At 68.6% G+C, this 19,556-nt stretch carries 20 protein-coding genes; 10 read left to right on the forward strand and 10 right to left on the reverse strand.

The genetic code is table 11. The annotated features are described in order from the left end of the window. Positions 1–87: 87 nt before the first annotated feature. Positions 88–1,602 carry an MFS transporter gene (locus tag AB0L91_RS17180; RefSeq protein ID WP_365010954.1) on the forward strand — a complete coding sequence of 505 codons (1,515 nt, stop codon included), beginning with the start codon at positions 88–90 and terminating at the stop codon, positions 1,600–1,602. Continuing rightward, a complete protein-coding gene (locus AB0L91_RS17185; protein ID WP_365010956.1) occupies positions 1,592–2,200 on the forward strand; it encodes a TetR family transcriptional regulator in 609 nt (202 codons plus the stop codon). Before AB0L91_RS17180 ends, AB0L91_RS17185 begins: the two co-directional genes overlap by 11 nt. On the opposite strand, the gene AB0L91_RS17190 is transcribed toward AB0L91_RS17185, so the two are convergent. After that, positions 2,201–2,884 (reverse strand): SnoaL-like polyketide cyclase, encoded by a 684-nt coding sequence (locus AB0L91_RS17190; RefSeq protein WP_357349684.1) that lies wholly within the window; start codon positions 2,882–2,884, stop codon positions 2,201–2,203. 153 nt (positions 2,885–3,037) lie between these two features. After that, positions 3,038–3,934 carry a phenylalanine 4-monooxygenase gene (locus AB0L91_RS17195; protein ID WP_365010958.1) on the reverse strand — a complete coding sequence of 299 codons (897 nt, stop codon included), beginning with the start codon at positions 3,932–3,934 and terminating at the stop codon, positions 3,038–3,040. Positions 3,935–4,191: 257 nt separating this feature from the next. Here AB0L91_RS17195 and AB0L91_RS17200 point away from each other — a divergent pair, with 257 nt between their 5' ends. Together AB0L91_RS17200 and radC are read left to right on the forward strand one after the other, a co-directional pair. Then, the gene (locus tag AB0L91_RS17200) at positions 4,192–4,419 is read left to right on the forward strand and encodes a type II toxin-antitoxin system VapB family antitoxin (RefSeq protein WP_355271601.1); all 228 of its coding nucleotides are present in this window, start codon (positions 4,192–4,194) and stop codon (positions 4,417–4,419) included. Positions 4,420–4,485: 66 nt separating this feature from the next. Continuing rightward, positions 4,486–5,154, forward strand: a complete 669-nt coding sequence (gene radC / locus AB0L91_RS17205) for a DNA repair protein RadC (protein WP_365010960.1) — start codon at positions 4,486–4,488, stop codon at positions 5,152–5,154. 3 nt (positions 5,155–5,157) lie between these two features. Here radC and AB0L91_RS17210 read toward each other — a convergent pair whose 3' ends face one another. From AB0L91_RS17210 to AB0L91_RS17220, 3 genes are all read right to left on the reverse strand, one after another. Then, on the reverse strand, positions 5,158–6,327 hold the full coding sequence (locus tag AB0L91_RS17210) for a hypothetical protein (protein ID WP_365010962.1): 1,170 nt from the start codon (positions 6,325–6,327) through the stop codon (positions 5,158–5,160). A gap of 77 nt (positions 6,328–6,404) precedes the next feature. Beyond that, entirely contained in the window at positions 6,405–7,121 is a 717-nt protein-coding gene (locus AB0L91_RS17215; RefSeq protein ID WP_365010964.1) for a TetR/AcrR family transcriptional regulator, read from the reverse strand. 28 nt (positions 7,122–7,149) lie between these two features. Next, a complete protein-coding gene (locus tag AB0L91_RS17220; RefSeq protein ID WP_365010967.1) occupies positions 7,150–8,379 on the reverse strand; it encodes a cytochrome P450 in 1,230 nt (409 codons plus the stop codon). 180 nt (positions 8,380–8,559) lie between these two features. Here AB0L91_RS17220 and AB0L91_RS17225 point away from each other — a divergent pair, with 180 nt between their 5' ends. From AB0L91_RS17225 to sph, 3 genes are all read left to right on the forward strand, one after another. Further along, the gene (locus AB0L91_RS17225; RefSeq protein ID WP_365010969.1) at positions 8,560–9,513 is read left to right on the forward strand and encodes a fructosamine kinase family protein; all 954 of its coding nucleotides are present in this window, start codon (positions 8,560–8,562) and stop codon (positions 9,511–9,513) included. Between the two features lie 63 nt (positions 9,514–9,576). Further along, positions 9,577–10,383, forward strand: a complete 807-nt coding sequence (locus tag AB0L91_RS17230; RefSeq protein ID WP_365010970.1) for an alpha/beta hydrolase — start codon at positions 9,577–9,579, stop codon at positions 10,381–10,383. A gap of 113 nt (positions 10,384–10,496) precedes the next feature. Further along, complete coding sequence (gene sph / locus AB0L91_RS17235; protein WP_365010973.1) at positions 10,497–11,459, forward strand: sphingomyelin phosphodiesterase; 963 nt, start codon at positions 10,497–10,499, stop codon at positions 11,457–11,459. Positions 11,460–11,522: 63 nt separating this feature from the next. On the opposite strand, the gene AB0L91_RS17240 is transcribed toward sph, so the two are convergent. From AB0L91_RS17240 to sdhC, 4 genes are read right to left on the reverse strand one after another with little or no spacing between them, the layout of a single operon-like run. Further along, positions 11,523–12,293, reverse strand: coding sequence for a succinate dehydrogenase iron-sulfur subunit (locus AB0L91_RS17240; protein WP_355271616.1), 771 nt, complete (start codon positions 12,291–12,293; stop codon positions 11,523–11,525). Beyond that, positions 12,293–14,062: a succinate dehydrogenase flavoprotein subunit gene (sdhA, locus tag AB0L91_RS17245; protein ID WP_355271618.1), complete on the reverse strand. Its 1,770-nt coding sequence runs from the start codon at positions 14,060–14,062 to the stop codon at positions 12,293–12,295. Before sdhA ends, AB0L91_RS17240 begins: the two co-directional genes overlap by 1 nt. 16 nt (positions 14,063–14,078) lie before the next feature. Then, on the reverse strand, positions 14,079–14,513 hold the full coding sequence (locus tag AB0L91_RS17250; RefSeq protein WP_355271620.1) for a succinate dehydrogenase hydrophobic membrane anchor subunit: 435 nt from the start codon (positions 14,511–14,513) through the stop codon (positions 14,079–14,081). A gap of 1 nt (position 14,514) precedes the next feature. Continuing rightward, positions 14,515–14,919, reverse strand: coding sequence for a succinate dehydrogenase, cytochrome b556 subunit (gene sdhC / locus AB0L91_RS17255; protein ID WP_355271621.1), 405 nt, complete (start codon positions 14,917–14,919; stop codon positions 14,515–14,517). A gap of 290 nt (positions 14,920–15,209) precedes the next feature. On the opposite strand from sdhC, the gene AB0L91_RS17260 reads away from it, so the two are divergent. The 3 genes from AB0L91_RS17260 (at position 15,210) to AB0L91_RS17270 (ending at position 18,245) form a co-directional block, all read left to right on the forward strand. Further along, a complete protein-coding gene (locus AB0L91_RS17260; protein ID WP_365010977.1) occupies positions 15,210–15,611 on the forward strand; it encodes a cytidine deaminase in 402 nt (133 codons plus the stop codon). 45 nt (positions 15,612–15,656) lie between these two features. Then, complete coding sequence (locus tag AB0L91_RS17265; protein WP_365010980.1) at positions 15,657–16,943, forward strand: thymidine phosphorylase; 1,287 nt, start codon at positions 15,657–15,659, stop codon at positions 16,941–16,943. A gap of 204 nt (positions 16,944–17,147) precedes the next feature. Next, entirely contained in the window at positions 17,148–18,245 is a 1,098-nt protein-coding gene (locus AB0L91_RS17270; protein ID WP_365010983.1) for an adenosine deaminase, read from the forward strand. A 51-nt stretch (positions 18,246–18,296) separates the two neighbouring features. On the opposite strand, the gene AB0L91_RS17275 is transcribed toward AB0L91_RS17270, so the two are convergent. Then, positions 18,297–19,544: a primosomal protein gene (locus tag AB0L91_RS17275; RefSeq protein ID WP_365010985.1), complete on the reverse strand. Its 1,248-nt coding sequence runs from the start codon at positions 19,542–19,544 to the stop codon at positions 18,297–18,299. Between the last annotated feature and the right edge of the window lie 12 nt (positions 19,545–19,556).

Genomic DNA, 19,556 nt, shown 5'->3' on the forward strand with positions numbered 1-19,556 from the left:
AGGTGCGGCGGCCGGGGCCAACTCTTGACAGAATCTACTAAATGCGAGTTACTAGCAAATGACGGTAACTATCATTTTGGAGGAGATATGCGGACGGAAGCCACCCGCCGCTGGCTCGCCCTCGGCGCCCTCGCCCTGGCGATGCTCACGATCGGACTCGACGTCACCGTGCTGACGGTGGCCCTGCCGACCCTCGCGGTCGACCTGCACGCGAATACCGCTGCGCTGCAATGGTTCAGCAGCGCCTACACCCTCGCGCTGGCCGCGCTGATGCTGCCTGCCGGTGCGCTGGGCGACCGCTACGGGCGCAAGAAGGTGCTGCTCGGCGCGCTCCTCGTCTTCGGGATGGCCTCGCTGGCCTGCGCGTTCGCCGGTACGGCCGGTCAGCTGATCGCCGCCAGGGTCGCGCTCGGTGTCGCGGCCGCGGCGATGATGCCGCTGTCGATGGCGGTGCTGCCGGTGCTGTTCACCGAGCCCGCGCAGCGTCAGCGCGCGCTGACGATCTGGGTCACCTCGACCGCCGTCGGCCTGCCGCTCGGCCCGATCCTCGGTGGCTGGCTGCTCCAGCACTTCTGGTGGGGCTCGGTGTTCCTGATCAATGTGCCGCTGGTGGTCGCCGGCGCGCTGGCGGTCGCGACCCTGGTTCCGGAATCGCGCGGCGACACCGGTTCTCGCATCGATCTGGCCGGTGCGGCGCTCTCGGCCGCTGGCATGCTCGGGCTGACCTACGGCTTCATCCGGATCGGTGAACGCGACTGGGCCGACGTCGTCGGCTGGCTCGCGGTGGCCGGGGGCGTCGTACTGCTCGGCGCGTTCCTGTGGTGGCAGCGTCGCTGCGCCCACCCGCTCATCGATGTCGGCCTGTTCGTCGCGCCCGGATTCCGCTGGGGCACCGCGTTCTCCATTCTCGTCAGCTTCGCCATGTTCGGCATGTTCTTCACCGTTCCGCAGTACTTCCAGGCCGTGCTCGAGGTCGACGCGCTCGGCAGCGGGCTGCGGCTGCTGCCGATGATCGGTGGGCTGGTGCTCGGCAGCAGACTGGTCGACGTGCTGCTCCCGCGCCTCGGGGTGCGGGTGGTGCTCACCGCGGGCTTCCTGGTGCTGGCGGGCGGGATCGGGCTCGGCGCGCTGACCAGGGTGGACAGCGGCTACGGGCTGACCGCCCTGTGGACGACGGTGCTCGGCGCGGGCATGGGTCTGGTCATGCCCGCGGCCATGGGCCTGGCGACGGTGGAGCTCACCGCCGCCCGCTCCGGCTCGGGTTCGGCACTGCTGCAAGCACTTCGGCAGGCGGGCGGCACCATCGGCGTCGCGGTCCTCGGCACCGTGCTGGCCACCACGTACCGGACCGAGCTCGGCGCGCTGAACCGGGATCCGATCGCCGACGGGGTCACCGCGGGCGTTGCCGTCGCGCACCGGGCGGGCGATCCGGCGATGCTCGCGCAGGTGCGGCACGCCTTCGTCGCGGGGATGGACACCATGCTCGGGGTGTGCGCCCTGCTGTGCCTCGGTGCGGCCGTCGTGGCGGCGTTGGCGCTGCGCGGGCGAGCGGCGGCACCGGTCGCCGCGCCGGATGCGGCAGAATCGATGCATGTCGGTTGAGATGTCGCTGCGTGAGCGGAAGAAGGAGCGGACCCGTCGCACCATCCGGGTCGAGGCGTTCCGGTTGTTCCGGGAGCAGGGCTACACCGAGACCACGGTGGAACAGATCGCGGCGGCCGCCGAGGTCTCGCCCAGCACCTTCTTCCGCTACTTCCCGACCAAGGAACAGCTGGTCATCGCCGACGATCAGGACGCGCTGATGATCGAGGCCCTGGCCGCGCAGCCGCGCGGCCGGCACCCGCTGACCGCCTTCCGCAATGCCCTCGAGGCGGTGTACGCGGCCATGCCCGCCGCCGACCTGGCCTTCGAGCAGGAACGTCAGGCCCTGCTGTATCACGTGCCGGAGCTGCGCCCCGCGATCGGTCTGGAATTCCAGCGCAGCATCGAATTGGCCGCGCAACTGATGGCCGAATACACCGGCCGAACCGCCGACGATTTCGAGGTGCGGATCGCCGCGGGCGCGATGATCGGCGCCATGCTGGCCATCGTCACCACCACGCCGGTCAATGCCGAGAACGCCGGTCACGCCCTGCGATTCCTGCAGGCCGGGCTGCCGTTCGGTCCGGACGACGGACCGAACGGCAGCGACCGGAGCTGACTAGTCGGCCGTGCCGTGCTGCACGGGGCAGCCGTGCGCCAGCGGGCCGAGCAGCTTGTTGTTGTCGTAGAAGTGCTCGAGCTCGAGAATGCGCAGGTCTTCGCTGACCCTGGCGATGGTGACGCCGAACATCTCGATCTGCTCACCGGTGGGCTGGTGGCCCTTGTACTCGCCCTCGTACCTGCCCCAGTGCCGCCAGCGGAAGCTCACGGTCGGGGGACCGGACAGTACCTCGATGACCTCCCAGAAGAAGCCGCCGGGAAACGCGGTGTGGAAGACGTGGTGCGAGGACTCGAAGGTCTCGTTCGCCGCCTCGTAGTAGGGATTGTCGCCGATCAGGATGTTGTAGCTGCCGATCCGCGCGAATTCCTCGGCGTCCTGCCATTCACCGCCGTTGACCCGGCCGCGGTATTGCTCGGCGACCACCGACAGCCAGGTGGCCGGATCGCCCTTGTGCGAGACCTCCATCTCGAAGACCTTCACCAGGTCTTCGACGATCGCCTCGAGCGAGCCGGGGGCGTGCTCGGTGGTGCGCTCGCGCGGGATGACTTCATGGCTCAATTCGTAGTCCGGGACATTGCCGCGCCATTCGGTCGGCGCGGCCGCGGCGATCACCGCTTCGCGGCCCTGCAGCCACAGCGGGGCCTCCGGCTCGGGATTCTGATCGGCTTGCGTATCTGTCACATCCACAGTCATTTTCGGTCTACCCGACCCTTTCGGAAAAGCTCGTAGAACCGGTCGAAGGTAACAGCGACCGCTCCGCCGCGCCTGTCGCGTCTCAGCAGATGAGAATCGCGAAATGCCGAACTGTGTTCTGTGACAACGTTTTCGGAAACGCTATGCGACGGGATGGGGATGGTGTCCGAGCCGGGCCGGGGTCTCGTCATCCATGGTCGCGAAGAATTCGCCGAGCACGCCGACGATCTGATCCACCGATTCCGCGCAGAACAGCACCGGCTGGTAGTGGGTGATGTCGTAATCGATCGTGCCCATCGCGGCGACGTCGAGCGGACGTAGCCGGGCATGCCGGAATTCGTCGATCTCACCGTAGGAGGACAGCAATCCGGCGCCGTAACACCGGATCTCGCCGGCCTCGCGGACCACGCCGAACTCCAACGAGAACCAGAAGACGTCGGCCAGGAATTTCAGCGCCGTCTCGGTCTCCAGCCGGGCCACCGCGGCGCCGACCGTCTCGTAGAGCGCGGCGAATTTCGGGCTCGCGATCTGATTCGCGTGGCCGATGATCTCGTGGATCGCGTCGGGCTCGGGGGTGTAGAGCGGGGCCGAGTGGTGGCGGATGTACTGGGTGGAGTGGAAGGTGCGCTCGGCGAAGGAACCGAAGAACTCGCGCAGCGGGACGAGCCCGGCGGCCGGCACGTAGCTGAAGCCGGTCAGCGGGGCGAGCAGGCGCGACACCTCGTCCAGCTGCGGGATGTGATCGCGCGGCAGGGCCAGCGCCGCCGCCGCGTCGCGGACCTCGCCGCAGGCGTAGATCTCGTGCTTGCGGGCCAGTTCCGCCGAGGCGATCCGCCACACCCGCTGCTCGTCCTCGGTGTAGGCGATCTGCGGAACAGGGCCGCCCGGCCGGTAGTCGAGCGCCATCGCGGCGATGGCGTTGCGGCGGGTGCGGTAGTCCTCGTCGTTCACACCGGGGTGATCCGCGCTCAGATGCACGGTCACATCGCCGTCGCGCTCGCGCGTCACCGGCGAGTACAGCTGGGCCTCGGTGAACATGCCTCCAGGCAAGCACCGCGCGTTCCCGTCGACAACAACGACGCGCACAACTGCGCAAACTGCACAGTTATCGTGGCGAAAATACGCTGATTCCGGCGATCATCAGGGTTTTCTGTGCGCTTGCTGGCGAACGATCGCGGTGCTCGCCACCGGTTGCTGTGCGGACTTGCGAACGCGGGTATTCGGTAACGACGCGGTGAATCGGCGCACGCGCCCGGCGCGAATAACGCAAGATTGCGATCGACGAAGGAGGACGATTGCGATCCCTGCGGATAGATCTCGATCAGCACCTGCTGGCCGCGGCGGCCGACATCATGGGCACCGCCGACAGCAACGCGACCGTCAACGAGGCGTTGCGGCGCATCGTCGTACACGAGCGGCAACTACGCAATCTCGAACGGCTGATGGCCGATTCGATCTTCAGCACTCCGCGGGAGGACGAGCAGGCGCCGATCATGGCCGCGGACGGGGTGGCCGAAGGATAGCTCGGGCGCGAATGTGTCGGTACCCGCTGGAATCATCGGTCCCGTCGCCGATCCGCAGGGGGAACGATGTCGGTACCGATCGCGAATCTGCCCGTCGCCCAACGCCCGCGTGAGCGCTTGCTGCTGCTCGGCCCGCACGCGCTCAGCGATGTCGAGTTGCTCGCGCTGCTGCTCGGGCAGGGCACCCGCGGGCAGTCGGCGCTGGAGCTCGCCGCGCAGCTGCTCGGCGAGTACGCCGGATTGGCCGAGCTCGCCGCCGCCCGCCCGGAGGAATTGGCGCGCAGGGCGGGCATCGGTCCGGCCAAAGCGGCGACGGTGATCGCCGCGTTCCATCTCGGCACCCGCTCGCGGATCAGCGAAGCGGTGCCGCGGCTGAGCTCACCCGCCGATATCGCCCGCGTCGCGGTGCCGCTGTTCGCCGGCGCCAGGGTCGAGCGCCTGCTCGTGCTGATCTGCGACACCCAGCATCGCCTGCGCCACCGCGCCTTCGTCGCCGAGGGCGCCATCGACCACGTGGCCGTCCCGGTCCGGGAAATCCTCAACACCGTCCTGCGCCACGACGGCCGCGCCTTCGCCGTCGTGCACAACCACCCCTCCGGCGACCCCACCCCCAGCGCCGACGACCGCCGCGCGGGCACCCTCCTCGCCCGCGCCGCCGACCTCGTCGGCCTGCGCTACCTCGACCACCTCGTCATCGCCGGCGAATCCTGGTCCACCGCCCCACCCCTGGACTGACCCCTACTGCTCGATGTCGGCGGCGCGGAGGCGGGCCAGGGCGGTGGGGTCGGGCCAGTGGCGGGCTTCGAAGCGGGTGGGCTCGATGGTGGGAAGGGGAGTGAGGCCGAGGATCTCGACGACCGTGGGGAAGGGGACGGTGCAGAGCAGTTCGACCTCGTCGTTGTCGTCGCGGCGCAGGAAGCGCACGACGTCGGTCTCCGGGAGCAGGTATTCCACCCCTTCGCCCCAGACCACCGAGGTGAAGGCGCCGTCGGAGGACTCCTCGTAGTTGACCGTGGCCGCGTAGGCGGGGGCGATGTCGAGGTCGGGCAGCTCCAGGTACTCCTCGAACACATCGTTCAGATGGTCTGTCTGGATGCTGTATTCGGTCGCGGCCAGCCCGGCGCGCGCCCGCAGCGCCAGCGGCATCGACGGGTGCGGGCCCGCCTCGTCGAAGGGGACGACGGTGCCGTGCTCGTCGACCGTGTAGCCCTGCGGCGAGACCGGACGGGCCGCGTCGCGGTACTGCTGCTCGATCATCTCGAACACCTCGACGAGCAGCTCCGGATCGTCGGGAACGACCAGCAGGGAATCGTTCTCGGCGATGAACGCGACCGGCCTTGCCTCGCCACCCGCGTACCCGGCCAGCCAGCCCGGCACCAGCAGCCAGGAGGCGAAGTAGGAATCTCCGTCCTCGACGAAGCGCAGGATCTGTAGTTCCGCGGGGGAGCCGGGCTTGCTCAGCGCCGTGAGATTGTCGCGCGCTGCGGCGAAGACCTGCTCGGCGTCCACACCCCAGCTCGCGACCTGATCGACGGACACGAACGACCTGGTCCGCGGCAGATCGACGACGACGATCTCGTCGATGAACGGGAACGCCGCGCGGTGCAGCGGCCGCGGGCCGTCCTGGCCCAGCGTCACCGGACGCAGGACCGAACGCAGCATCGGGCGCACCGATTCCCAGTCGCCCGGCACATCGTCGGATCCGGTCATCGCCGCGATGAACGCGGTGATGCGCTCTTCCCGCTCCGCCGCGCCGAGCTGCTGACACTCACGAAAGATGTTGTCCAGGAAGATCACCCGGCCGTCACTGTGATGCACGCTGAAGTCCTCGGCCGAGTACTCGGCATCGCCGATCCCGTGCGCGCGCACAGTCGTCATCACGGTTTCCACGAACTGCTCGCGTTCCATCGCCGCGTCACTCCCCGTCCCTGTCGGTTACCGTCGATCTTGACCGACGGCACCGACACTGTCGAGGCGTCGGTCACTCAGTCGGCGAAACCGGTGGTCCTGGCCAGGTCGGCGAGCATGGCGTCGAACATGATCTCCGGGTCGGCCAGCGGGATGGGGTAGTTGCCGAACACCTCGAGGGTGACGTGGCCGAACAGCCTGGCCCAGATCTGCACCATCAGATAGGTGACGCCCAGATCCAGCTTCTCGGCCGGGAACTTCTGGCCGGACTCCGAGAGCATCGCCAGCAGGTCGGTCTGGAAGGCGACGAGATCCTCGCGCAGCGCCGGCGGGATGGTCTCGCCGGGCGGGGTGGCGATCTCGAAGCCGACCAGCAGCCTGCCCGCCGCGGCGAGGAAGATCCGGCCGAAGGGTTCGTCGAACCGGCGCATCATCGACCGGCCCGAGGTGGGCGAGGCGAACACCAGGGTGAACTCCCGGGGATTCGCCAGCGCCCACCGCCGGAAACCACGGCAGATGGCCAGGAACTGCACCGCGCCGTCGTCGGACAGCGCCGCGATCTCGGTCGAGAGGAACGCGGCCAGATCGGTGCAGAACTCCACCCGCAACCGCTCGATCAGCTCGTCGCGCGAGGCGTAGTGCCGATAGAGCGCGGGCGCGGTGACGCCCAGCTCGCGGGCGATCGCGCGCAGGGTGACCGCGTCCGGTCCCTGCGCGGCCAGCTGCGCCCTGGCGACCCGCCGGATATCGGCGTCGGTCACCACGGGCGCGCGCCCACGCGCCTTGCCCGTCACCCGGCCACCCCCTCGATCATGTTTCGGTTCAAGCGTATTCGACCTCCCAGCGCTTGATGCCGTTGAGCCAGCCGCTGCGCAGCCGCACCGGGTCGGCGACCTGACGCAGGTTCGGCATCGCGTCGGCAATGGCATTGAACATCAGGTCGATCTCCAGGCGGGCCAGATTCGCCCCGACGCAGTAGTGCGTGCCGGTGCCGCCGAAGCCGACATGCGGATTCGGGTTACGCAGCACGTCGAACTCGAACGGGTTGGTGAAGGCCTCCTCGTCGAAGTTGGCCGAGCTGTAGAACAGCCCGATCCGCTGGCCCTTCTTGATCTGCTGCCCGCCCAGTTCCAGGTCGCGGGTGGCGGTGCGCTGGAACGCGGTCACCGGGGTCGCCCAGCGCACGATCTCGTCCGGCGCGGTGCGCGGTCGCTGCTCCTTGTACAGCTCCCACTGGGCGGGGTTGTCGACGAAGGCCTTCATGCCGTGGGTGATCGAGTTGCGGGTGGTCTCGTTGCCCGCGACGGCGAGCAGGATGACGAAGAAGGCGAACTCGTCGGAACCCAGGTGCTCGCCGTCGACGTCGGCGTTGACCAGCTGGGTGACGATGTCGGCGGCCGGACACCCCCGGCGCTGCTCGGCCATGTTCCAGGCGTAGCCCATCACCTCGGCGGTGGCCACGTGGTGGTTGCCCTCGAACTCCGGATCGTCGTAGGAGATCATCTGGTTGGTCCAGTCGAAGATCTTGCGACGGTCCTCCTGCGGGACGCCGAGCAGTTCGGCGATCGCCTGCAGCGGCAGTTCGACGGCCACCTGCTCGACGAAGTCGCCCCGCCCGGACTTCTTGGCCTCCCAGACGATCCGCTCGGCCCGCTCGGTGAGCGCGGCGCGCAGGTTCTCCACCGCGCGCGGGGTGAAGCCCTTGGACACGATGCGGCGAATCTTGGTGTGCTGCGGCGGATCCAGGTTCAGCATCAGCATGTTGCCGAGCATGTCGATCTGCTCGCGCGTGGTCTCCTCGTTGAACCGGATGATCGCGCCGTTCTCGTGCGAGGAGAAGTCGTCGGGGTTCTTGGAGATCTCCTTGATGTCGGCGAGCTTGGACACCACCCAGTAGCCGCCGTCGTCGAATCCGCTGGCGCGGTCCGGCTGGGCGCACCACCAGACCGGGGCGGTGCGCCGCAGCTGCGCGAACTCCTCGATCGGCAGTCGGCTTGCGAGCAGATCGGGATCGGTGAAATCGAACCCCGCGGGGATGTTTGTGCTGGTCACGGCTGTCTCCTCCGGTCCGGTGCGCGGACGTCACAACGTGATGTGGAACACGTTCGTGATGATGAAACCACGTCCGACCCGTTTATGAACAGTGTTTAGTAATACCCGTTTATAAAACCTGTCGAACACAATCGGGCGGTTCGCCGACCGCGATCCCCGCCCCCTGGGCAAGATGACCGCGTGGACCTGCCGTTTCTGCGCGCGAACCCGCATCTGCTGCCGACCTTTCTCGCGCACCAGCGGCTGCGCACGACGCCCGTGCCGGGCGGCTCGATCAGCGTCGCCGAGCGGATCGTGCTCGACGACGGCACCCAGTTGTTCCTCAAGACCTGGCCGGGCGGCGTGTCCGCCGCGCCGACGGCCGAGGCCACCGTCGCGCCCGCCGGTCTCTTCGCGGCCGAAGCGGACGGCCTGCGCTGGCTGCGGGCGGCGGGCGGGGTCGCGGTGCCCGAGGTGTACGCGGTCACCGGCGAACTGCTGCTCCTGGAGTGGATCGAGCACGCCGAGCCGAGTGCCGCCGCCGCCGAGCGTTGCGGGCGCCGGCTCGCCACCACCCATCGAGCGGGCGCGCCCTGCTTCGGCGCGGCGGTGTCACTCCACACCGCCCCCACGGGTGCCGGGCAGCGCTCCCGCACGCCCGATGCCGCCGTGCCGGCCGGATTCCTCGCGGGCCTGCCCCTGGGCGACACCCCGGGCGAGGACTGGCCGACCTGGTTCCGTGAGAATCGCATCCTGCCGCTGCTGGAACTCGCCGTCGACGCGGGCGGTCTCGACCCCGCCGACGCGGCGCTCGTCGCAACGATCCACATCGAGGCGCCATCGGAACCCCCGGCCCGCATCCACGGCGACCTGTGGCCCGGCAACATCGTCTGGGGCCGTGCCGACACCCCCTGGCTGATCGATCCCGCCGCCCACGGCGGCCACCGCGAAACCGACCTGGCCACCCTGACGCTCTTCGGCGGTGCCCCGCACTTCTCCCGAATCATCGCTGCCTACAACGAGATCCACCCCCTCGCCCCCGGCTGGAAGGACCGCGTCGCGCTCCACACCCTGCCGATCCTGCTGGTCCACGCCGCCCTGTTCGGCCGCTCGTACCGCGCGGCGGTCCTCGATGCCGCGCGGCGTTATCGCTAGCGAGTCGATCGCCGCTGCCCGGATAGACTGGCTGAGCAGGCTCGATGGATCGAGGTGGCCGCTATGTCCAGCGATCGCGGCGGTGCTCGCCGGGTGCGTGCGGGCGAGGTCGGCCTGGAGGTGATCATCGGTGGCGCCGGGCCGCCGCTCGTCCTGATCCAAACCGGGCTGCTCGCCGAGGAATGCGCGCCGCTGGCGACCGCGCTCGATCGTGACTTCAGCACGATCCGCTACCACCGTCGCGGGTACGCGGGCAGCGACCCGGTGTCGGGCCCCGGCTCGATCGGCCGCGACGCGCGAGACTGCGCGGCCCTGCTGACCGCGCTGGGCATCGACTCCGCGCACGTGCTCGGGCTCTCCTACAGCGGGGCCGTCGCCCTCCAGCTGGCGGCCGACGCGCCGGAGCGGGTCCGCTCGCTCGTCCTGATCGAGCCGCCGCCGGTCCACGTCGTCGAATTCCGTTCCGTCAACGCCGAACTCCAGCGGGAGTACCGGGCGGCGGGGAGTGTCGTCGCCCTCGACCACCTGATGGGCATCGTCAGCGGATCGGGCTGGCGCGACCTCCTGGATCGGCAGCTGCCCGGGGCGCGGGAGCAGGCGGCGGCCGACGCCGAAACCTTCTTCGCCACCGATCTGCCCGCGCTGCTGACCTGGACCTTCACCGCCACCGACGCGGCCCGTGTCCAGGCGCCGGTGCTCTACCTCGGCGGGACGGCGAGCGGCCCGTGGTTCGCCGAGGTCGCCGAGCTGATCACCACCTGGTTCCCGCGGGCCGAATCGGTGCTGTTCGCCGACGCCGACCACGGCCTCGCCCTCACCCATGCCGCCGGTCTCGCCGTGGCGATCACCGCCTTCGTGGCCGATCGGTAGCGCGTCGTGACGCCCCCTGGATTCGAGATTACAGATTTACGTTTCCTGTAACGATTAGATGTAGAGCTTCCCGAGTGGCGGCCGCAAAGATGGGCGCATGATCAAAATGCCTCATGTTCAAACGACTGGCACTCGCCGCCCTGTGCGGTGCGGCCGCACTGCTCCCCGTCGCTCCCGCCGGCGCCGCGCCACACACGGGCCCACCGGCGAAGATCGCCTCCTACAACGTCTTCATGCTGCCGGAGGCCCTCTACCCCAACTGGGGGCAGGAGCAGCGTGCCGATCTGATCGCGCAGCAGAATGTGCTGGCCGATCAGGACGTGGTGGTGCTCCAGGAGCTGTTCCACAACGAGGGTGGTGACCGGCTGCTGAACAATCTGCGGCGGACCCACCCGAACCAGACGTCGGTGGTCGGCCGGTCGCGCTCGGGCTGGGACGCGACCCAGGGGTCGTACTCCGCGACCACGCCGGAGGACGGCGGTGTCGCCATCGTCAGCCGCTGGCCGATCAGCCGCAAGGTGCAGTTCGTGTACAAGGACGCGTGCGGCGCGGACTGGTTCTCCAACAAGGGCTTCGCCTACGTGAAGCTGGCCGCGCCGGGCGGTGCCATCCACGTGATCGGCACGCACATGCAGTCCGAGGACGACGGGTGCAGCGCGGGCCAGCCGGGTCGGGTGCGGGCCGAGCAGCGCGCGCAGATCGCGGCGTTCCTCGCCGCCGAGCGCATCCCCGCCGGCGAGCCGGTCTATGTGGCAGGCGATATGAACGTCATCGAATCCAGCGCCGAATATCCCGCGATGCTCGCCGAACTCGGCGCCGTCGGTCCCGAACACGCCGGGCACCCGCACTCGTGGGACTGCGCCGACAACTCGGTCTGCCTCGACCAGTACGGCCCCGAGTACGCCGCCGAGCACCTCGACTACGTGTTGCCCATCAACGGCCACCCCGTCCCCGGCCGCTACGTCAACGAGACCCGTCGCGTGAAGAGCCCCTCCTGGAGCGTCACCGCCACGGGCACCACCTACACCTACACCGACTACAGCGACCACTACCCGGTGTTCGGCTCCAACGGCTGACCGACGACGAAGGCCGCCTTCATCTCGAAAGATGAAGGCGGCCTTCGTGGACCGGGGGGAGGGTCAGCGGGTGAAGAGCAGGGCCCGCTTGACTTCCTGGATGGCCTTGGTGACCTCGATGCCACGGGGGCACGCGTCGGTGCAGTTGAAGGTGGTGCGGCAGCGCCACACGCCCTCGACGTCGTTGAGGATGTCGAGACGCTCGCGGGCGGCCTCGTCACGGCTGTCGAAGATGAAGCGGTGCGCGTTCACGATCGCGGCCGGGCCGAAGTAGCTGCCGTCGCTCCAGTACACGGGGCAGGAGGTGGTGCAGCAGGCGCACAGGATGCACTTGGTGGTGTCGTCGAACCGGGCACGGTCGTGCTGGCTCTGGATGCGCTCGCGGGTGGGCTCGTTACCCGAGGTGATCAGGTACGGCTTGACGGCACGGAACGCGTCGAAGAACGGCTCCATGTCGACCACGAGGTCCTTCTCCACGGGCAGGCCGCGGATCGGCTCGACGGTCATGGTGAGGGTCTTGTCGCCCTTGGGCAGCAGGTCCTTCATCAGCACCTTGCAGGCCAGCCGGTTCACGCCGTTGATCCGCATCGCGTCCGAACCGCACACACCGTGGGCGCAGGAGCGCCGGAAGGTGAGGGTGCCGTCCAGGTAGGACTTGATGTAGATCAGCACGTTGAGGAAGCGGTCGGTCGGCAGGACCGGCACCTGGAACGAATCCCAGTGCGCGCCCTTGTCGTCCTCGGTGCTGAACCGGGCCACCTTGACGGTGACCATGACCGAGCCCTCGGGAACGGGAGCCGGCTTCTGCGTGGTGGGTTCGGCTACAGCAGTCATCAGTACTTACGCTCCATCGGCTCGTAGCGGGTCTGCACCACCGGCTTGAAGTCGAGGCGGATCTCGGAGAGGAGTTCCGGACCCTCCTTGTAGGCCATCGTGTGCCGCATGAAGTTGACGTCGTCGCGGTCCGGGTAGTCCTCGCGGGCGTGGCCGCCACGCGATTCCTTGCGGTTGAGCGCGCCGACGACGGTGACCTCGGCCAGCTCGAGCAGGAAGCCCAGCTCGACGGCCTCGAGCAGGTCGCTGTTGTAGCGCTTGCCCTTGTCCTGCACCGTGATCCGGGTGTAGCGCTCCTTGAGCGTGTGGATGTCGGTGAGGACCTTCTTGAGGGTTTCCTCGGTGCGGAACACGCCCGCGTTGGCATCCATCGTGGCCTGCAGCTCGGTGCGGATGTCGGCCACGCGCTCGTTGCCGTGGTCGGACAGGATCAGCGCCAGCCAGTCCTGCACCATCTTGGCCGGGTCCTCGGGCATCTCGACGAACTCGGTGCGCTGGGCGTACTCGGCGGCGGCGATACCGGCGCGCCTGCCGAACACGTTGATGTCGAGCAGCGAGTTGGTGCCGAGGCGGTTCGCGCCGTGCACGGAGACGCAGGCGCACTCACCGGCGGCGTACAGGCCGGGGACCACGTCGGTGTTGTTGCGCAGCACCTCGCCACGGATGCGGGTGGGGATACCACCCATCACGTAGTGGCAGGTCGGCATGACCGGCACGAGCTCCTTGACCGGGTCGACGCCCAGGTAGGTGCGCGCGAACTCGGTGATGTCGGGGAGCTTCTCCTCGAGCACGTCCTCGCCGAGGTGGGTCACGTCGATGTAGACGTAGTCCTTGTTCGGGCCGGCGCCGCGGCCCTCGGCCACCTCGAGCACCATCGAGCGGGCGACGATGTCGCGCGGCGCGAGGTCCTTGATGGTGGGGGCGTAGCGCTCCATGAAGCGCTCACCGGAGGCGTTGCGCAGGATGCCACCCTCACCACGAACAGCCTCGGAGATGAGGATGCCCAGGCCCGCGAGGCCTGTCGGGTGGAACTGGTGGAACTCCATGTCCTCGAGCGGCAGGCCCTTGCGGAACACGATCGCCATGCCGTCACCGGTCAGCGTGTGCGCATTCGAGGTGGTCTTGTACATGCGGCCCGAGCCGCCGGTGGCGAACACGATCGACTTCGCGTGGAAGACGTGGATCTCGCCGGTGGCCAGCTCGTAGGCGACGACGCCGGTGGCGACGGGGCCACGCTCGGTGTCGGTCATCACCAGGTCGAGCACGTAGAACTCGTTGTAGAACTCGACGTCGTGCTTGACGCAGTTCTGGTACAGCGTCTGCAGGATCATGTGACCGGTGCGGTCGGCGGCATAACACGCGCGACGCACGGGCGCCTTGCCGTGGTCACGGGTGTGGCCACCGAAACGCCGCTGGTCGATCTTGCCCTCGGGCGTGCGGTTGAACGGCAGGCCCATCTTCTCCAGGTCCATCACCGCGTCGATGGCCTCCTTGGCCATGATCTCCGCGGCGTCCTGGTCGACCAGGTAGTCACCACCCTTGACGGTGTCGAAGGTGTGCCATTCCCAGTTGTCTTCTTCGACGTTGGCCAGCGCGGCGCACATGCCGCCCTGGGCCGCGCCGGTGTGGCTGCGCGTCGGGTACAGCTTGGTCAGGACCGCGGTGCGAGCCCGGGGACCGGCCTCGATCGCCGCGCGCATACCCGCGCCACCGGCGCCGACGATGACGACGTCGTAGCGATGCTCCTGAATCGGACGGGATTCACTCATGCGAGGTGGCCTGTTCCTAACCGGTGATGTTGGGGTCGAAGGTGAAGATGACGTACGTGCCGACGCTCATCACCAGGATCATCGAGACCGCGAGAATGGTCTTGAGCCAGAACCGGGTGGAGTCCTTGCGGGAGTAGTCATCGATGACGGTCCGCAGACCGTTGCCGCCGTGCAGCTGGGCCAGCCAGAGCATGGTCAGGTCCCAGAACTGCCAGAACGGGCTGGACCAGCGACCGGCCACGAAGGCGAAGTTCAGCCGGTTCACGCCACCGTCGATCATCAGCATGATGAACATGTGGCCGAGCACCAGCACGATGAGCAGCAGGCCGGAGAAGCGCATGAACAGCCACGCGTACTTCTCGAAGTTGCCGTTCGCCTTGGCCCGGGGGGAGCGGGGAGCGTCGAGGCTGGCCGGGCGGTCGTAGGACTTGCCGAGGACAGGTGCAGACATATCAGTGCTCCGTCAGCAGGTAGAAGAACTGGCGGCCGACGCCGGCGGCGGAGACCAGAACCCAGATGGTCAGCACGATCCACAGCATCTGCTTCTGGAAGCGCGGGCCCTGCGACCAGAAGTCGACCAGGATGACGCGGACGCCGTTGAGAGCGTGGAACAGCACGCAGACGACGAGACCCATCTCCATGAGCGCGACGAGCGGGTTCTTGTACAGCTCGATCGCTTCGTCGTAGGTGACCGGGTTGACCCGGACCAGTGCCGTGTCCAGCACGTGCACGAAGAGGAAGAAGAAGATCGTGACACCGGTGATCCGGTGCAGCGCCCACGACCACATGCCAGGGTCGCCGCGGTACAGCGTCTTCCGCTTCGGCTGGGCCGGAGCCGGAGCTTCTATCGTGGTCATAGAGTGCGGTGCCTCCAACGTCGTTGATGGACCCGGTCACAGATCCGACGCCGGCGTGCGTGGAGAGGCAAATGCCCAGGTGGCTGCGCTGTGTTCGCGAGCGCTGGCCCGCCGCCGGGAACCTGAACCGATCTTCGGCTGACTCTAATCCTCTCTGTTTCGCGGAACTAATTCGGCGTGCCGTGCGTTGCGTGCGAATCGGCCGAGTTAGGTTTACCTTTCTCCTTGCCGGATACTGGTGCGAAGGCCCGTTTGTCGACGCGTTCGGCGGGATCGGCTGGAGGTTCGCGATGCCCGAAATCGACTGGAATACCTTGCATGACATGGCAATTCACGCTATGGGGTCGGCGTATGCCCCGTACTCGGGTTTCCCGGTCGGTGCGACGGCTCTCACGGCGGACGGCCGAATTGTGAGCGGTTGCAATGTGGAAAATGTCTCATATGGGCTAACGCTGTGTGCCGAATGTGTACTCGTCGGTAACTTATTCGCCTCGGGTGGCGGCCGTCTTGTGGCCGTCTCGGTGACCGATTCCCGGGGCGAAATCCTGATGCCGTGCGGGCGCTGCCGTCAGCTGTTGTTCGAGCACGGCGGCGCGGAGTTGCTCGTCGACCACGCCGCGGGGCCCAAGCCGCTGAGCGAGCTCCTGCCGTACGCGTTCGGACCGGACGATCTGGCGGCCGGGCGCCGGTAGCCCTCCCGCGCTGCCCCTGTCCCGCCGCGGTGCCAGACTTGGCGCATGACGGCACTGGATGCGGTATCGGTCATTACTGGTAAGCGCGATGGGGGTGAGCTCTCCGACGCGCAGATCGACTGGGTGGTGGATGGCTTCACCCGGGGGATCGTCGCCGACGAGCAGATGTCGGCGCTGGCCATGGCGATCGTATGGCGGGGGATGACCCGGCGCGAGACCGCCCGCTGGACGGCGGCGATGATCGGCTCGGGCAGCCGGATGGACTTCACCGACCTGCCCCGGCCCACCGTGGACAAGCATTCGACCGGCGGGGTCGGCGACAAGATCACGCTGCCGCTGGCCCCGCTGGTGGCGGCCTGCGGTGCCGCGGTGCCGCAGCTGTCGGGCCGTGGGCTCGGGCACACGGGCGGCACACTCGACAAACTCGAGTCGATCCCGGGCTGGCGCGCCGATGTCACGGTGCCGCGGATGCGCGAGATCCTGGCCGACCCCGCGATCGGCGCGGTGGTGTGCGCGGCGGGTGCCGATCTGGCGCCCGCCGACAAACGGCTCTACGCGCTGCGCGATGTCACCGGCACGGTCGAGTCGATCCCGCTGATCGCGAGCTCGATCATGAGCAAGAAGATCGCCGAGGGGACGGCGGCGCTGGTGCTGGACGTGAAGGTCGGCTCCGGCGCGTTCCTCAAGACCATCGACGGTGCCAGGGAACTGGCGACGGCGATGGTCGAGCTCGGCCGGGACGCGGGCGTGCGGACGGTCGCCCTGCTCACCGCGATGGACACCCCGCTCGGCCGGACCGCGGGCAACGCGCTCGAGGTCGCGGAGTCGGTGGAGGTGCTCGCCGGCGGCGGCCCGGCCGACGTGATCGAGCTGACGCTCACCCTGGCCCGCGAGATGGTCGCGCAGGCTGGACTGCATGTCGACCCGGCCGATGTCCTCGCCGACGGCCGGGCCATGGACCACTGGCGCGCGATGATCCAGGCGCAGGGCGGCGACCCCGACGCGCCGCTGCCGGTCGCCCGGCACACCGAGGTCGTCCGGGCCGAGTCCACCGGGGTACTGACCAGGCTCGACGCGATGGGCGTCGGCATCGCCGCCTGGCGCCTCGGCGCCGGTCGCGCCCGGCAGGGCGAGCAGGTCCAGGCGGGCGCCGGGATCGAGATGCACGCCAAACCCGGCGACGCCGTGATCGCAGGCCAGCCGCTGCTCACCCTGCACACCGATACCCCGGAAGCCTTCGACGGCGCGCTGGCCGCCCTCGTCGATGCGGTGGCCGTCGCGCCGACCGCCGAGACGAAGCCGGGGGACCTGGTCATCGACCGGATCGGCTGAGAACGCCGGGCGCGGAGGGCCGGATTCGGGCGAAGGCGCCGGTTCCCGAGCCGACCGGTCGAGCCGTCGTGTCGGGCCGGAACCGCCCGGCCGAGGTCCACGCGGGTGACCCGCAATAGTCCGTCGCAGGGCGGATAATCAACGAGACGGTTGCCACGGGGCGAGTTCGCTGCCGGAAGCCGCGCGCCCCGCTACCGTCGATACATGACTGGACCGGCGCCCCTAGACCTTGCTTCGATCCGACGCGCACCGAAGGCCTTGCTGCACGATCACCTCGACGGTGGTCTGCGGCCCGAGACGGTGCTAGAGCTCGCCGCCGACTGCGGCTATGACGAATTACCCGCCCATGATGCCGAGAGTCTCGGGGCGTGGTTCCGCGATGCCGCCGACAGCGGATCGCTGGAGCGCTACCTGGAGACCTTCGCCCACACCGTCGCCGTGATGCAGACGCCAGAGGGCCTGCGGCGGGTCGCCCGTGAGTGCGCGATCGACCTCGCCGCCGACGGCGTGGTCTACGCCGAGGTGCGGTTCGCGCCCGAACAGCACCTGGAGAAGGGCCTGACCCTCGACGAGGTCGTCGAGCACACCATCGCCGGCTTCCGCGAGGGCGAGGCGATCGCGGCCGAGCGGGGCGACCTCATCCGGGTGACCTGCCTGCTCACCGCGATGCGGCACGCGGCCAGGTCCCGGGAGATCGCCGAGCTCACGGTCCGCTTCCGGGATCGCGGCGTCGGCGGCTTCGACATCGCGGGCGCCGAGGCCGGCTTCCCGCCCACCCGCCACCTCGACGCCTTCGAATACCTGCGAGCCAATCACGCGCACTTCACGATTCACGCGGGTGAGGCGTTCGGGTTGCCGTCGATCCACGAGGCGCTGGCGTTCTGCGGCTGCGATCGACTCGGCCACGGCGTGCGGATCACCGACGACATCACCGTGCCCGGCAATATCGAGGACGCCCAGCTCGGCCTGGTCGCCAACTACGTGCGCGACATGCGCGTCCCGTTGGAGCTGTGTCCGTCGTCGAACGTGCAGACCGGCGCGGTGCCCTCGCTGGACAAGCACCCGTTCGACCTGCTCGCCCGGCTGCGCTTCCGGGTCACCGTCAACACCGACAACCGGCTGATGAGCGACACCACCATGAGCGCGGAGATGCTCAAGCTGGTGGAGACCTTCGGCTACGGCTGGAGCGACCTGGAACGCTTCACCATCAACGCGATGAAGTCGGCGTTCATCCCGTTCCCGGACCGGCTGAAGATCATCGACGAGGTGATCAAGCCGGGCTACGCCGTGCTCATCGGCTGAAACGCGAACAGGGCGGTGCCGTCTCGGCACCGCCCTGTTCCGTCGAGCTCGTTACTCCTGCGTGAGCCGCGCTTCGAACGCGCGCTGCAGGTCGCGGAACTGCTGGGCCTCCGCGGCGAACGGCGGGTTCGGCGCCATCCGGTTGGGGTCCGGGTTCAGCAGGTAGGAGACGTACCAGCCGAGCGGATTCGACTGCGCCAGCGCCTGTTCCACGCTGTCGTCGTCGGCGTAGTCGGCGGCGTCGCTGAACAGTTCGACGGCCAGGTCGAGCTGCTCGATGTCGACGGCCTCCGGGCCCTCGGCCAGATCGTCGACCAGGCCGGTGAGCACGTAGACGTTCTCGTCGGTCACCTCGACCTCGAGCGAACCGTCCACCGCCGCGGTCTGCACCTCGGCGAAGGTGGAGACCCGGGCCAGCTCGTGCTCGTGATCGTCGGCCAGGTAGCGGGCCAGCGCGCGCTCGGAACCGAACACCGTGATGGTGCGGCCGTCGCCGAGGAAGATCGGCTCGTCGTCGAGGTAGCAGCGGAGGGTGAAGTGCTCGCCCTCGGAGGTGACGATCTTGACCGGGTCGATGCCGACCTCGTGCCAGAAGGAGTCGTCCTCGTCCTCTTCGTCGTCGTCCTCGGCGTCGAGGTCGACGTTCTCGAACTCCTCGTCCTCCTCGGCGGCGTCGTCGGCGTCGACCTCGTTCTCCTCGGCCGCCAGCAGTTCGGCCTCGGCGACGGCGACCGCGGCCGCGTCGACCTCGGGCGTGCTGACGACACTGTCGATCGCGTCGAGCACGTCGTCCCAGCCCTTGACGATGGCCGCGCCGACCTGGTCCCACAGCTCCTCGCCGTCGCGGCCGACGAAGGTGTTCGCCCCGCTGGCCAGCGCGCCGAGCACCGGGTTGGACCCGAAGAACTTGGTCACCACGTCGAGCTCGCACACCTCGCCGATGTTGCGCACCATCGCCAGGGTGTCCTCGAGCTCGCCGACGACATCGACGTCCGGGTCGCCCGCGGCCAGCTCGGGCACGGCGACCAGATCGAAGCTGAAGTTCTCCTCCGGCTCCAGCTCGGCGGCCGAGAGACCGGCGATGATCGCCCAGGACGGGTGGTCGACGAGGTCGTTGTCGGAGTTGGTGCGGATGAACGCCGCCAGCTCCGCCACGGACTCGAATCCGTAGAGGTCGTCCTCGTGACCGAGGAACGCCTCCCACTCGTCGTCACCGTCGCGCCAGCGCGGTGCCCACAGGGTGACGAGATCGCCATCGGTCAGACCGAGCTCGATCGGGACGATGTCTCCAGAAGCCATGACGCGAAGCCT

This window comes from Nocardia sp. NPDC051833 (assembly GCF_040681225.1).
Classification (GTDB): domain Bacteria; phylum Actinomycetota; class Actinomycetes; order Mycobacteriales; family Mycobacteriaceae; genus Nocardia.

What these genes read in the sequence shown, in the direction of transcription:
- AB0L91_RS17195 (WP_365010958.1), bottom strand. Translation starts at nt 3,934, where the DNA reads ATGTTCACCGAGGCCCAGCTGTACTCGCCGGTGACGCGCGAGCGCGAC.
- AB0L91_RS17260 (WP_365010977.1), top strand. Translation starts at nt 15,210, where the DNA reads ATGCCCGAAATCGACTGGAATACCTTGCATGACATGGCAATTCACGCT.
- AB0L91_RS17265 (WP_365010980.1), top strand. Translation starts at nt 15,657, where the DNA reads ATGACGGCACTGGATGCGGTATCGGTCATTACTGGTAAGCGCGATGGG.
- AB0L91_RS17185 (WP_365010956.1), top strand. Translation starts at nt 1,592, where the DNA reads ATGTCGGTTGAGATGTCGCTGCGTGAGCGGAAGAAGGAGCGGACCCGT.
- AB0L91_RS17210 (WP_365010962.1), bottom strand. Translation starts at nt 6,327, where the DNA reads ATGGAACGCGAGCAGTTCGTGGAAACCGTGATGACGACTGTGCGCGCG.
- AB0L91_RS17250 (WP_355271620.1), bottom strand. Translation starts at nt 14,513, where the DNA reads ATGTCTGCACCTGTCCTCGGCAAGTCCTACGACCGCCCGGCCAGCCTC.
- AB0L91_RS17275 (WP_365010985.1), bottom strand. Translation starts at nt 19,544, where the DNA reads ATGGCTTCTGGAGACATCGTCCCGATCGAGCTCGGTCTGACCGATGGC.
- AB0L91_RS17230 (WP_365010970.1), top strand. Translation starts at nt 9,577, where the DNA reads ATGTCCAGCGATCGCGGCGGTGCTCGCCGGGTGCGTGCGGGCGAGGTC.
- AB0L91_RS17270 (WP_365010983.1), top strand. Translation starts at nt 17,148, where the DNA reads ATGACTGGACCGGCGCCCCTAGACCTTGCTTCGATCCGACGCGCACCG.
- AB0L91_RS17240 (WP_355271616.1), bottom strand. Translation starts at nt 12,293, where the DNA reads ATGACTGCTGTAGCCGAACCCACCACGCAGAAGCCGGCTCCCGTTCCC.
- AB0L91_RS17180 (WP_365010954.1), top strand. Translation starts at nt 88, where the DNA reads ATGCGGACGGAAGCCACCCGCCGCTGGCTCGCCCTCGGCGCCCTCGCC.
- radC (WP_365010960.1), top strand. Translation starts at nt 4,486, where the DNA reads ATGTCGGTACCGATCGCGAATCTGCCCGTCGCCCAACGCCCGCGTGAG.
- sdhA (WP_355271618.1), bottom strand. Translation starts at nt 14,062, where the DNA reads ATGAGTGAATCCCGTCCGATTCAGGAGCATCGCTACGACGTCGTCATC.
- sph (WP_365010973.1), top strand. Translation starts at nt 10,497, where the DNA reads ATGTTCAAACGACTGGCACTCGCCGCCCTGTGCGGTGCGGCCGCACTG.
- sdhC (WP_355271621.1), bottom strand. Translation starts at nt 14,919, where the DNA reads ATGACCACGATAGAAGCTCCGGCTCCGGCCCAGCCGAAGCGGAAGACG.